Raw genomic sequence first — 13,306 nt, forward strand, 5'->3', positions numbered from 1 at the left:
TTTGTTGAAGCGATCGCGCGCCTCACTCTCAGTCGTCATACCCCGCGGAGGCGGGGTATCCAGTACGCCGCGGCTTCACGATTCAGTCGCCTCGGAATACTGGATCGCCCGGTCAGCCGGGCGATGACAGCGTGGCCTCAAAAATTCACCCGGTTCGAGATCGCCCCATCCACGACGAGATTGGAGCCCGTGGTGAACCCCGACACCGGGCTCGCCAGAAACACCGCTGCGCTCGCGATCTCCTGCGGCGTCGCCATGCGGCCGGTGGGGTTGCGCTTCATCGCATCATTGTAGCGCTCGGGCATGTTCTGCTCGATCGTATTCCAGACGCCGCCCTTGAAATAGACCGTGCCTGGCGAGACCACGTTGACGCGGATCTTCTTCTTCGCGTACTGCCGTGCCAGCCCCTTGGACATGTGGATCAACGCAGCCTTGATCGGGCCGTAGGAGCTCGCCGTATCCGCTTGCGCCGCGGAGATCGATGAGATGATCACGAAAGCGGCATCGCCGCTGCTTGCACCGCTGGCCTCGAGGAACGGCCGCGCGGCGTCGAACGCATGCACGGCGCCGAGCAGGTCGAGCCGAAAATTCTGTTCCCACGATGCGGCATCATGGCCTTGCGCCATCGCGCCCGCGTTGGAGAACAGCATGTCGATGCCGCCAAGCTCCTTTGCAGCATTCTCGATCCAGGATTTCAGTGCCGCGCCGTCCGTGACGTCGACCGGACTGCCGGTCGCGCGGATCCCGCTGGCCTTCAACTCCGTAACGGTGGCGGCAACCTGGTCCGCGTTGCGTGCACACACCGCGACATTGCTGCCTTCGCCGGCCAGCGTCGCCGCAATCGCCCGCCCGATGCCGCGCGTCCCGCCAAGTACGACGGCGTTCTTGCCCTTGAGACCGAGATCCATTGTTTGGTTTCCTTTTTTGTTGGTCGCAGCGAGTGTAGCTGTTTCGAGAGACGCCCAAAAGCCTCCACATCGTCATTGCGAGGAGCTCTTGCGACCAAGCAATCCGGAATGCCACCGCGGAAAGACTCTGGATTGCTTCGCTTCGCTCGCAGCCTGGATTGCTTCGCTTCGCTCGCAATGGCGTGTGGAAACAGCGGCCCTCACTCCGGTGCCGCCCCCACCGGCGGGCCGCCGGGCGGGCGGTGCAGGAATGTCAGTGAGACGTAGGCGCCGGCCCAGGAGCCGATCGCCGCGAAAGCCACATAGAAAGCGTTTTCGGTGTAGCTGATCACCGCATAGGAGGAGAGCATGTACCAGACCGCGCTCCAGTTCGCCGCGGGCACGCGCTTGCGCGCGATCACGGCCGAGGTGAACATGACATAGACCGCGTCGGTGGCCGCCGTTGCGATGAACACGGCGCCTGCGGTGAGAGGATCGATGGCGGCCATTGCATGTCCTTGTGTGCTAATGCGATGGTCGCAAACTAAAGGGAGAGAAGGGTCATGCAAAGCCCCACCGAAATTCTCAGTGGCATCTGGACCTCCGCCGGTGGTGACGCCGCCGCGCTCGCGCGCGTGCGGCTGACGGGCGAGGAGCCGCAGATCCCGTCCTCGTTTCGCGTCGCAATTGCCGGCCAAACGACTATCGCCGCCGCCGGCCTTGCCGCCGCCGAAATCTGGAGATTGCGCAGCGGCGAAGCGCAGGACGTCAGCGTCGAACTGCGCCATGCCGTCGCCGAATGCCGCTCCGAGCGCTACTTGCGCGTCGACGACAAGCCGCCGCCGCCCGCCTGGGATGCCATCGCCGGCGTCTACAGAACCGGCGACAACCGCTTCGTCCGCTGCCACACCAATTTCCCGCATCATCGCGACGCCGTCTGCAAGGTGCTCGGCTGCGAACCCGAGCGCGAGAAGGTGCAGGCCGCATTGATGCAATGGAAGGGCGAGGATTTCGAGACTGCGGCTTACGCTGCGGGCGGCGTCGTTGCCCTGATGCGCTCCTACGACGAATGGTCGGCGCTGCCGCAGGCCCGCGCGCTCGCCGAATTGCCGCTGGTCTCGATCGAGAAGATTGGCGAGGCCCCGCCGAAGCCATGGCCGCAACGATTGCCAAAAGGCGATCGCCCGCTCTCGGGCCTGCGCGTGCTTGATCTCTCCCGCGTCATCGCGGGACCCATCGCCGGCCGCACGCTCGCTGCGCACGGCGCGGATGTGCTGCTCGTGTCAGGCCCCGAACTACCGGCCATTCCGTGGCTGACCATCGACACCGGCCGCGGCAAGCTCACCACCTTCATCGAGCTGAAGAGCAAGGCGGGGAGAGCGCAGATGCGCGCGCTGTTGAAGGACGCCGACATCTTCTCACAAGGCTATCGCCCGCGCGCGCTCGCCGCTCTCGGCTTTACGCCCGAGGACGCGGCAAAAATCAATCCCGGCATCGTCTACGTGACGCTGTCGGCCTATGGCCATGCCGGTCCCTGGGCGGGGCGGCGCGGCTTCGATTCGCTCGTGCAGACCACGACCGGCTTCAACCATGCCGAGGGACAGGCTGCCGGCATCGATGGACCGAAGGAATTGCCGGCGCAGATGCTCGACCACGCCACCGGCTATCTGATGGCGTTCGGCGCGATGATGGCCAAGGCCCGCCAGGCCCGCGAAGGCGGCAGCTGGCACGTGCGCGTATCGCTGGCGCAGACCGGGCGCTGGCTGTGGAATCTCGGACGGCTCGAAAATGGCCTGAATACCCCGGATATTACGGGCGAGGCCGTACACGCTGCATTCATCGAGAGCATGCCATCTGGCTTCGGCACGTTGAAGGCGGTGCGCCATTCAGCGCTGCTGTCGAAGACGCCGGCGCAATGGAGCCGTCCGGCGATGCCGCTCGGCAGTCATCCGGCAGAGTGGCCGGTGACAAACTGACGTGAAGCTGACGTGTCGCAAATTTTTAACGCAAACCGAAAGGCGCGCGGCGTTTTTTAGGTTGTTTGAAATCACAATTCGGCACTATTAGCGCGACCGATGACGCCGGCATCCGCTGGTATCATCGCAGACATGACCGGGCCCCATGGTAGTTGAAAATACCAAGCGATTGCAGGTGCTTACAAAACAACGGGTAATTACATCCGTAGTTTTACTAGCTCTTGCCGGTGCCGGGGCTTACGGCTTCCTCCATGCGGGAGCGAAGGAGAAGAACCACTCCGAGATCTCCAGCCAGTCGCGCAGGAATGCGCAGAACTTCACGCCGACGCCGTCGGAATGGGCGACGCTGACGATCGAGCCGGTCAAGGCCAAGACCTTCCGCGCCGAGTATGTCACCGAGGGCAAGGTCGCAGTCGACGAGGACCGTTCGACGCCGGTGTTCTCGCCCTATGCGGGCCGGGTGACCAAGCTGCTCGCCAAGCCCGGCGAGGTGCTGAAGCAAGGTCAACCGCTGTTCACGATCGAGGCCGCCGACACCGTGCAGGCCCAGAACGATTTCATTGCGGCGATGAGCTCGCAGAACAAGGCGAAGTCGGCGATCGATCTTGCCGACATCCAGTTCAAGCGCGCCAAGGACCTCTACGAGGGCCATGCCATCCCCCTGAAGGACTATCAGCAGGCGGAAGCGACCCAGGTTCAGGCGCAGAACGACATGCGCTCATCGGCAACGGCGCTGGAAGCCGCGCGCAACAAGCTGCGTATCCTCGGCTTCACCGACGAGACCATCAAGGCGTTCCAGGACAAGGGCGTCATCAATCCGGAAGTCACTATCTATTCGCCGATCGCGGGCACGGTCGTGCAGCGTAAGATCGGCCCCGGCCAGTACGTCAATTCGGGCGCCAGCGATCCGGTCTTCGTCGTCGGCGACCTCTCCACGGTCTGGCTCACCGCCTTCGTGCGCGAGAGCGATGCGGCTGCCGTGTGCATCGGGCAGGACATCACCGTCAACGTGATGGCGCTGCCGGGCCGTCCCTTGACCGCCAAGGTCAACTACGTCGCCGCCGCGATCGATCCGAACACCCGCCGCCTGCTGGTCCGCGCCACCATCGACAACAAGGACGGTCTGCTGAAGCCGGAGATGTTCGCGAACGTCACGATCTATTCGTCCGGCGATCGCGCCGCGCCGGCTGTACCGAAGCAGGCCTTGATCTACGAAGCCGACAAGGTCCGCCTCTGGGTGGCACGCGAGGACAAGTCGGTCGAGCTGCGCGAGATCAAGATCGGTCTCATCAATGGCAATCTCGTCGAGGTCACCAGCAATCTGAAGCCCGGCGAGCAGGTGGTCACCAAAGGCAGCCTGTTCATCGACCGCGCGGCGTCCGGCAGCTGACCGACGGGCCGGGAAAAAAAGACAAGCTGAAGACCTGAATGGATCGCCTCGTCGCCCTTGCCGTCAACCGGCGCTTCCTGATGGTCGGGATGTTCGTCGCCGTGCTCATCGGCGGCCTGATCGCGTTCAACCAGCTCAACATCGAGGCTTATCCCGATCCGACCCCGCCGATGGTCGACATCGTGACGCAGAGTCCGGGCCTGTCGGCGGAGGAGATCGAGCGCTATATCACGATTCCGATCGAGACCCAGGTCGCGGGTCTGAAGAACGTGACGACCATTCGCACCATCTCGCTCTACGGCCTCTCCGACGTCAAACTGCAGTTCTCTTTCGCCTACACCTATGACGAGGCGTTGCAGCAGGTCTTGAACCGCCTGGCGCAGCTCGCGCCGCTGCCCGGCAACGTGCAGCCGCAGATCTCGCCGCTCAGCCCGATTGGCGAAATTTTCCGCTACCGTCTCGTCGGTCCGCCGAACTACAGCGTGCTCGACCTCAAGACCATCCAGGACTGGATTCTCCAGCGGCGCTTCCGTGCCGTGCCCGGCGTGATCGACGTCACCGGCTGGGGCGGCAAGAGCAAGACCTACGAGCTCCAGGTCGACTTCAACAAGCTGGTCGCCAACGGCCTGACGCTGCCGCAATTGCTCCAGGCGGTCGGCAATTCCAACGTCAATGTCGGCGGTAACACCGTCAATATCGGTCAGCAATCGGCCGTGGTGCGTGGCGTCGGCCTGATCCGCTCGATCGACGACCTCGCCAACACCATGGTCTCGCAGACCAATGGCAATCCGGTGCTGGTCAAGGACGTCGCCACCGTCACCGTCGGCCAGAAGCCACGTCTCGGCATTGCCGGCCTCGATGAGTCCGACGACATCGTGCAAGGCATCGTCCTGATGCGCCGCGGCGAGCAGAGCTCGCCAACCATCAAGCGCGTCCACCAGCTCGTTCAAACCATCAACGAGTCCAGCATCCTGCCGCCCGGCGTGCGCATCGAACGCATCTACGACCGCGGCGACCTGATTGAGCTCACCACCCACACCGTGCTGCATAACATGGTGGTCGGCATTCTCTTGATCGTGCTGCTGCAGTGGATCTTTCTCGGCGATCTCCGCAGTGCGCTGATCGTCGGCGCCACCATTCCGTTCGCGTTGTTCTTCGCGGTGATCATCCTGGTGCTGCGCGGGGAATCGGCGAACCTGCTGTCGGTCGGTGCGATCGATTTCGGCCTGATCGTCGATGCCACCGTCATCATGGTGGAGGCGATCTTCCGGCGCCTGACGCAGACGACGCCGATGTCGGAATCCGAGCAGATGTCGTCCGAGACGCTGTTCGGCATGAAAAGCCACGCCATCCTCAGCGCGGCGGCCGATGTCTCCCGTTCGATCTTCTTCGCCGCGGCGATCATCATCGCGGCCTTCCTGCCGCTGTTCACGCTCTCCGGCGTCGAGGGCAACATCTTCGGACCGATGGCGCGCACCTATGCCTACGCGCTGGCCGGTGGATTGCTTGCGACCTTCACCGTCACCCCGGCGCTGTCCGCGATCATCCTGCCCGCGCATGTCAGGGAGACCGAGACCAAGGTGATGCTGATCCTGCATCGGATCTACATGCCGGTGCTGCATTGGGCGGTCGCCAACCGCGGCATCATGCTCGGTGGCGCGTTCGGCCTCGTGCTGATGACGGTTGCGCTCAGCCGGTTGCTTGGCCTCGAATTCCTGCCGAAGCTGGAGGAGGGCAATCTCTGGATCCGCGCCACGCTGCCGCCGACCATCTCGCTTCAGGAAGGCAACTCCTACGTCAACGAGATGCGCAAGGTGATCCGCGCGCGGCCTGAAGTGGAATCCGTGGTGTCGCAGCACGGCCGCCCCGATGACGGCACCGACGCGGCCGGCTTCTTCAACGCCGAGTTCTTCGCGCCGCTCAAGCCCGCCAGCCAATGGCCCGGCACCCGCGACAAGGAAGAGCTGACCGCGCAACTGCTCAAGCAGCTTGACGATCGCTTCCCCGGCGTCGAGTTCAACTTCTCGCAATATCTCCAGGACAACGTCTCCGAAGCCGTCTCCGGCGTGAAGGGCGAGAACTCGATCAAGCTGTTCGGCAGCGACCTCCAGGCGCTGACCGACACCGCCAACAAGATCAAGTCGGTGCTGTCAACCGTGCAGGGCGTCACCGATCTTGCGGTGTTCACCTCACTCGGGCAGCCGACCATCCAGATCGACATCAACCGTGCCAAGGCCGCGCGCTACGGCCTCGCGCCGGGTGACATCAACGCCACCATCAAGGTCGCGATCGGCGGCGACACCGCCGGAGACATCTACGAGGCGGGAAGCGACCGCCACTTTCCGATCATCGTTCGTCTCGCGCCGGAATTCCGCAGGAGCGCCGAGGCGATCCAGAATTTGCGGATCGGCGCGCCCGGACCAAACGGCACCGTCACGCAGATCCCCCTGAGCGAGGTCGCCAGCATCAGCCTCGTCTCGGGTGCGGCCTACATTTATCGCGAGCAGCAGGAACGCTATCTGCCGATCAAGTTCTCGGTGCGTGAACGCGACCTCGGTAGCGCCATCCGCGAGGCGCAGCAGAAGATCGCCGATCAGGTGCAGCTGCCGCCCGGCGCGCACATGGACTGGGTCGGAGAATTCGGCAATCTCCAGGACGCGATCCGGCGATTGTCGATCGTGGTGCCGATCTCGCTGGCGCTGATCGGCGTCCTGCTCTGGTTCAATTTCGGCTCGATGACCGACACGCTGCTCGCCATGAGCGTGATCCCGATGGCGATCTTCGGCGGCGTGCTCGGTCTTTTGATCACCGGCACCGCCTTCAGTGTCTCGGCGGCGATCGGCTTCATCGCGCTGTTCGGTATCGCCGTGATGGACGGCATCATCATCCTGTCGCAGTTCAACCAGCTCATCGAAGAGGGCATGGACCGCATGAGCGCGGTGATACGCACCGGCGAATTGCAGCTTCGGCCGGTGCTGATGACCTGCGTCGTCGCCGGCATCGGCCTATTGCCGGCCGCGCTGTCGGAAGGCATCGGCTCGCAGGTGCAGAAGCCGCTCGCGGTCGTCGTCGTGACAGGCATGATGCTCGCCCCGATCGTGATCCTGGTGACGCTGCCGGTGTTGATCTCCTTCTTCTCCCGCCGCGCACGCTGACGCCGCCGATCACAGCATCCGCTGCGCGATCCGCACCAGCATCATGGTGCCGAGGCCCAGCAGCATCAGGCTGGCCAACCGACTGCTCATCGACAGCATGCGCGGCGTCAGCCGTGACCGCGCCGTTGCCACGATCGTGCTGAGCACGGTCCACCAGATTGCGGAACCGACGAAGACACCGGCGATCAGCGGGGCTGCCGCGGCCTGCATAGAGAAGGCGTGCAGCGCAGCCAGAAACAGGATGACGGTCAGCGGATTGGTGAACCCAAGCGCGATGGCGCTGAGATAGGCGCGCGCCAGATGCACGTTGTCGATGTCGTCGGTCGCCTGGAGTGCGACCGAGCCGCGATGGGTTCGGATCGCGAACCACAGCAGCGTAAGCGCCGAGACGATGCCGAAGCTGGCGGCATTGGCCTCGACCCAGGGCTGTGCAAGCGAGCCCAGGCCCAAAACCGCGAGGGCGCTGTAAGTGAGATGCACGGTCGCGGCGCCGAAGCCGGTCGCGAGGCCCGTGGCCATGCCTGATGCCAATGTGCGCTGAATGCACAGCATGCCCATCGGTCCGATGGGGGCGGCGACGGTAAAACCAATTCCAATGCCGGAAAAAAGCGCGGCAAGATAATGCGATAAAGGCATGCACCCGCACGAACAAATGAAATCTGTGCGTGTGCGTAGCCCTGAAAAAGAATCGCCGCCTCAACCAGAAGGGTGAGAAACGAACGAGAGCACAAACACGTTCGTGTGAGTCCAACGGGTTTGTGCCTTCGCGACAACAGTTCCACGCCTCACTGTGGAACCGTGTCGCGGTCGTTGAACCGAATTGCGCTTGGCGCGACTCAGAATCCGTAAAGTTGCGCCGGGTTGTCGACCAGGATCTTCTTGCGCACATCCGCATCCGGCGCCCACACCGGAAGCTGGTTGAGCAGGCGGCCGTCGTCGATCTGGTAGAGCGGCGCGATGTCGGTGGCTTTGCGTCCCTCGACACGGCTCGAATCCGGATGCGGCCAGTCCGTGCCCCAGACGATGCGGTCCGCATTCGCCGCGATCAGTGCGCGGGCATAGGGCACCATGTCCTGATAGTCGGGCGCGAGCTTGGAGGAGCGATAGGCGCCGGAAATCTTGACATAGGCCTTGCCGGATTTCACCAGCGCGACCAGATCGGAAAATCCCGGCTGCTCCAGCCCAAGCGAGGCCTCGAGGCCGCCGAAATGGTCGAAGACAACGGGTACTGGCGCCGTCTCGACGAGGTCCTTGATCGCCGAGATCATCGGAAGCGTGGTGTAGAGCTGCACGTGCCAGCCGCGCGCCTTCATGCGCTCGACTGCGGCGGTGAAACGCGGCCGGCCGACATTGGGGTCGTTGACGCCGCCGGTCGCGAGATTGAGGCGGACACCGCGAAAGCCGTCCGCCTGCATGGTATCGAGCTGGGCCTCGGTCGTTTTGTCGTCAATCACGGCCACCCCGCGCGCGGCCGCGCCACGCGCCTTCATGCCGAACAGGGTGGAGGCGTTATCGGTGCCGTAGACACTCGGCGTCACGATCACAACGCGCTCGATATGCAGCGCCTTGTGCAACGCGGCCATTTCCTCCGGCGAAGCCGGCTCCGGCGTGTAGACGCGGCCCGCGAAGAACGGAAATTTTTCGACATCGCCATGGATGTGGGTGTGACAGTCGCAGGCATGGGCCGGGACGTCGAAATTAACTGGCGTCGCGGGCTGCGCGGCACGTGCGTGGGCTTTGTTGGACATGGCAACTCCGGCGGCAAGGGAGGCAAGCAGGACGCTGCGTCGGCTGAGCATGGTTTCTCTCCCCGTTTTGTTATTTGGCGGTGGCGTCGGGACAGTATCACATCAGCCCGGCAGCCGCTGCGCTTCGCTGCATAGCTGCTCGACGAGGTCCGCAAGCGGGCGTGAGCCGTCGACGCGCACGACCGGGCAAGGCAGCTTCGCGAGCCACGCTTCATCTTTTGCGAGACTGCGGCCGTCGCGGTCGCCGGCTTCGTAGTGCGAGGCCCAGTCGACGAACGACTCCGCCTCCTCATGACGCCAGCCGCCCTGTGCGGCGGCATCCGCTCCGAAATGCGTAGCCTCGCGGTCACGCAGGCGCTGCAAGCGAAGCTCGCGCGGCGTCGTCACAAAGACGACGAGATCGAAGAATGGGACGAGCTCGTCGCCCCAGCCGGTGACGGTTCCGCTCAGCACCCAATCGAGCCGCGGCAAAAACATCTCGCGCATCAGGCGCAAACGCTCGGCGGCAGGGCGTGTCGTCTGGTAGGGCGGCGCCGTCGGCAGCCAGAAATAATCATCGCTGTCGTGATGCGGCAGCGCAAGCCTGCCGGCGAGCGCGCGACCGATCGTCGTCACGCCGGAGCCGGAGGCGCCCATCAGATGGATGCGGCGGCTTTTCATCGGCACCAAGGCGGACGATTTGAAGCTACTGCCCGGACGGCGTGCGCAGACCGTGCCAGGCGTCGCGGACTTGCTGGTAGTGCACCTCGGGCAGATAGTCCGGCGTGTTCAGGCTCAAGGTCTTGACGTCGAGATGGCCGACGGCGCTGAGCAGCGTGTAGGAGGCGATTACGCGGTCGCGATTGGCGCCGATCAGGCGGGCCTTGGCCTGGATCAAATCGGCCTGCGAGTTCAGCACATCCACCGTCGTGCGCTGTCCACCCGCGGCCTCGCGCTGCACGCCCTGGAGCGCGACGGTCGCCGCCTTCACTTCGGACTCCGAGGCCGAGACCGCAATCTTGGCGCCTTCGTTGGCAACCCACGCGCTGACCGCCGCCGTGCGCGCCTGGTTGCGCACCTGGTCGAGCACGAGCCGGCTCTGCGCCGTGATCTCCTTGGCCTGCCGGGTCTGTGCGGCGGCCTGGCCGCCGTCGTAGATCGGCACGGTGACATTCGCGACGATCGAGGCCTGATCTTCGGCGAAGGTGCCGAGCGTCGGGTCGTTGTTGCGGCTCTTGCTGGCGCTGCCCTGGACGCTGGCGCTCGGCAGCAGCGCGCCTTCGGCGACGCGGATGTTGGTGGAGGCGACATCAACGTCGAAGCCCGCCGCCATCACCGCCGGGTGCTGGCGGATCGCCATCGTCAGCGCGTCTTCGCGGCTCTTCGGCAGATAGCGGTCGACGACTTCGGCGGCGCGAAGCTGCGACGGCGCATTGCCGATCACCTGCGCGTAGATCGCCTGGCTCACCGCCAGCGCGACTTCGGCGGCGTTGAGATCGGAAAGTCCGCGGTTGAGCCGCGCCTCGGCCTGAGCGCTGTCGGTCGGCGTGACGTCGCCGGCGTTGAGGCGCCGCTGGGTGACCGAGAGCGTTTCGCGCAGGAAGGCGACGTTGGAGCGCTGCGCCTCGACCAGCGACTGGTTGGCGAGGACATTGGTGTAGGCGGTGACCGCGTCGAGCAGCACGCCCTGGCCGACGTTGCGCAGCGCCTCGCGGCCAGACTGCACCTGGAGTTCGGCGGCGCGCACGTTGTTGGCGGTGCGGAAACCGTTGAACAGGGTCTGCGACACGGTGACGCCGATGATCCATGGCTTCAGATTGGCGGTCTGGATGGTGTTGTCGGGCAGCAGATTGCGCACCGATTGCAGCCCGGCGCTGAGGCTTGCCACGATCTGTGGCCGGTAGCCGGCGAGCGCCTGCGGCACGTTCTCGTCGGTGGCCCGCTGCCGCGCACGTTCGGCATTGAGCTGCGGGTTGGTCTGGTAGGCCTTGGCGAGCGCCTCCGGCAGCACTTCCGCCCGTGCGGCGGAGGGCAGGGCGCAACAGAGCGCAAGCGTGGTCCATGTCGCGAGCACAGGAGCCACGCCCGATCGATGCCGCGCCATCACGCGACCAGCTCTGGCGGCACGCCCAATCATGTAATCCGCAAATCCTGGCTGTCCGCCCCCGCCGACGGCGGCTCTCTTAACTGTTTAACCAGCCGAGGTCCCGCAGGCAAACTGCCGCGGGGGAAACCCCCATGTATTCCGTGCTTGTTGCAGCTACATCACAGGGATTCTGCGGGAAAGGCAGAGTCTTACACCAGCCTGACCGCTCGCCTCCTTACCGGTTCTTGTTCACCGGCTTCCGCTTCTCGATGAACGCCGCCATTCCCTCGGAGCGGTCCTCCAGCGCGAAGGTCGAGTGGAACAGGTTGCGCTCGACGCTCATGCCCTCGGCGAGCGTGGTCTCGAAGGCGCGGTTGACCGCTTCCTTGGCCATCGCGACCGCGGGCCGTGACATCGCGGCGATCTTCTCGGCCGCGGCCATCACCTCTTCCATCAGCTTGTCGGCCGGCACGATGCGGCTGACGAGGCCGCTGCGCTCGGCTTCGGCTGCATCCATCATGCGGCCGGTGAGGCAAAGGTCCATCGCCTTGGACTTGCCGATCGCACGGGTCAGGCGCTGGGTGCCGCCGATGCCGGGGATGGTGCCGAGGGTGATTTCGGGTTGGCCAAATTTGGCGGTGTCGGCGGCGATGATGAAGTCGCACATCATCGCGAGCTCGCAGCCGCCGCCGAGGGCATAACCCGCGACCGCGGCGATCGTCGGCTTGCGGCAGCGCGCGACCCGATCGCCGCCGATCGCGGCAAAATCCTCCGAGAACATGTCGATGAAGCCTTTCGGCTGCATCTCCTTGATGTCGGCGCCGGCGGCAAATGCCTTCTCGCTGCCGGTCACGACGATGCAGCCGATGCCGTCATCGGCTTCGAGATCGTCGACGGCCGCGGCGATCTCGCGGAAGACGCCAAAGGAGAGTGCGTTGAGCAGCTTCGGCCGATTCAGCTTGATGATGCCGACCGCGCCTTTGCTTTCGACGATGATGTGTTCGAACGTGCTCATGCTCCACCCACGCTTTTGGTTGAGCGGGCAATGTGCCCGCTGGCGCGGTGGGCTTCAAGAGGCGCTAAAGCCATCGGAGCAGGAACGGCCGGAACACGCGGCGAGATGCGCGTTCCGGACGAGGTCCCGCGGGCCGGCGATCAGGCCGTAATCAAGCCAAAGTCACGCCATGAACATGCGCGCGGCGGAGGCCAGCGTCAGCAGCGTGCCGACGCCGATGAAGATCTTTCCGATCAGGGAGCTCTGGTCCCAGGCCGAGCTCTGCTGGCTGCTTGCCATCACCGGTGCCGGACGCGGCTGCGCGTCGATTGCGGCAATCACCGCCTTCTGCGCCGGCGCGTTGTCCTGTTGCAGGGCGCGGTCGATATCGTTGAGCTGATCGGGTGCGACGACCTGGCTATCGGGGTTCGGGCCGGCGGTATTATCGGCCGCGGCCTGGACGTTGTCGTTGGCCCGGCCGGTCATTGCTGAGGCGGCAGCCGCGGTCGGCGTATCGGCGGCGGCGAGCTGCGCATTGGCGTTGGCGACTTCCGGCGGCATCTGGCTCGAGGCCGGGACCTCACGAGTGTCGGCCTTCGCCTCGTCGGCCGTTGCCGCGGCGTCCTTCTTGTCGGCCTTGTCGTCGGATTTCTGCGCCGTCTTGGTGTTGTCGCGGTGGCGCGACGTGTGACGCCGCTGCTTGCTCGGCTTGACCTCGTCCGCCTGTTTGCTCGCATTGTCCGACTTGCTGCTAGCGGCTGAACTCGGCGCCGCCTGTGCAACGCCCCCGAACAGCACGAAAAGCCCGGCCAGGAGAATCAGGGCCGCGCGCCCGCTGGCTTTCATCATGTTGACATCTCCCCAAGTCCGCCCGTCCCGGACCGAACAGAGACCCTGGCGCGTGACGACAGCGGGGCAGAAAATGGGAATCTTCGGGCCACACCGGGCAAAAGCGCGGCAATCCCTGGCCGTCGCGGCCGGCCGCGGGTGCGTACGGGACCGATCGGTGTTATGAGCCGTCGCAGATCCTGACGGCCGTATCGGTTGCGTGGCCAAGCATGATCACGAATTCGTGATCATGCTGCCGCCGG

At 64.8% G+C, this 13,306-nt stretch carries 11 protein-coding genes; 3 read left to right on the forward strand and 8 right to left on the reverse strand.

What is annotated here, in order from left to right; all coding sequences use genetic code 11:
* Positions 1 to 137: 137 nt before the first annotated feature.
* Positions 138 to 908, reverse strand: a complete 771-nt coding sequence (locus IVB47_RS31810; protein ID WP_247467423.1) for an SDR family oxidoreductase — start codon at positions 906 to 908, stop codon at positions 138 to 140.
* A 200-nt stretch (positions 909 to 1,108) separates the two neighbouring features.
* Positions 1,109 to 1,396 carry a hypothetical protein gene (locus tag IVB47_RS31815; protein ID WP_007593600.1) on the reverse strand — a complete coding sequence of 96 codons (288 nt, stop codon included), beginning with the start codon at positions 1,394 to 1,396 and terminating at the stop codon, positions 1,109 to 1,111.
* Positions 1,397 to 1,450: 54 nt separating this feature from the next.
* On the opposite strand from IVB47_RS31815, the gene IVB47_RS31820 reads away from it, so the two are divergent.
* The 3 genes from IVB47_RS31820 to IVB47_RS31830 all read left to right on the forward strand — a co-directional run bounded on the left by IVB47_RS31820 (position 1,451) and on the right by IVB47_RS31830 (position 7,408).
* Positions 1,451 to 2,863, forward strand: a complete 1,413-nt coding sequence (locus IVB47_RS31820) for a CoA transferase (protein WP_247467427.1) — start codon at positions 1,451 to 1,453, stop codon at positions 2,861 to 2,863.
* Between the two features lie 145 nt (positions 2,864 to 3,008).
* Complete coding sequence (locus IVB47_RS31825; protein WP_247467430.1) at positions 3,009 to 4,253, forward strand: efflux RND transporter periplasmic adaptor subunit; 1,245 nt, start codon at positions 3,009 to 3,011, stop codon at positions 4,251 to 4,253.
* A 38-nt stretch (positions 4,254 to 4,291) separates the two neighbouring features.
* Complete coding sequence (locus tag IVB47_RS31830) at positions 4,292 to 7,408, forward strand: CusA/CzcA family heavy metal efflux RND transporter (protein WP_247288732.1); 3,117 nt, start codon at positions 4,292 to 4,294, stop codon at positions 7,406 to 7,408.
* 9 nt (positions 7,409 to 7,417) lie between these two features.
* On the opposite strand, the gene IVB47_RS31835 is transcribed toward IVB47_RS31830, so the two are convergent.
* The 6 genes from IVB47_RS31835 to IVB47_RS31860 all read right to left on the reverse strand — a co-directional run bounded on the left by IVB47_RS31835 (position 7,418) and on the right by IVB47_RS31860 (position 13,064).
* Positions 7,418 to 8,044, reverse strand: a complete 627-nt coding sequence (locus IVB47_RS31835; protein ID WP_027569033.1) for a LysE family transporter — start codon at positions 8,042 to 8,044, stop codon at positions 7,418 to 7,420.
* A gap of 200 nt (positions 8,045 to 8,244) precedes the next feature.
* Positions 8,245 to 9,207 carry an amidohydrolase family protein gene (locus tag IVB47_RS31840; protein ID WP_247426087.1) on the reverse strand — a complete coding sequence of 321 codons (963 nt, stop codon included), beginning with the start codon at positions 9,205 to 9,207 and terminating at the stop codon, positions 8,245 to 8,247.
* A 51-nt stretch (positions 9,208 to 9,258) separates the two neighbouring features.
* A complete protein-coding gene (locus IVB47_RS31845; protein WP_247467434.1) occupies positions 9,259 to 9,816 on the reverse strand; it encodes a hypothetical protein in 558 nt (185 codons plus the stop codon).
* A 25-nt stretch (positions 9,817 to 9,841) separates the two neighbouring features.
* Entirely contained in the window at positions 9,842 to 11,272 is a 1,431-nt protein-coding gene (locus tag IVB47_RS31850) for a TolC family outer membrane protein (RefSeq protein ID WP_247467437.1), read from the reverse strand.
* Positions 11,273 to 11,456: 184 nt separating this feature from the next.
* Entirely contained in the window at positions 11,457 to 12,236 is a 780-nt protein-coding gene (locus IVB47_RS31855; protein ID WP_247467440.1) for an enoyl-CoA hydratase, read from the reverse strand.
* Between the two features lie 162 nt (positions 12,237 to 12,398).
* Complete coding sequence (locus IVB47_RS31860) at positions 12,399 to 13,064, reverse strand: hypothetical protein (RefSeq protein ID WP_247467443.1); 666 nt, start codon at positions 13,062 to 13,064, stop codon at positions 12,399 to 12,401.
* Positions 13,065 to 13,306: the final 242 nt, after the last annotated feature.

Origin of the sequence: Bradyrhizobium sp. 62, assembly GCF_023073035.1 — a bacterium.
In the GTDB taxonomy this organism is placed as follows: domain Bacteria; phylum Pseudomonadota; class Alphaproteobacteria; order Rhizobiales; family Xanthobacteraceae; genus Bradyrhizobium.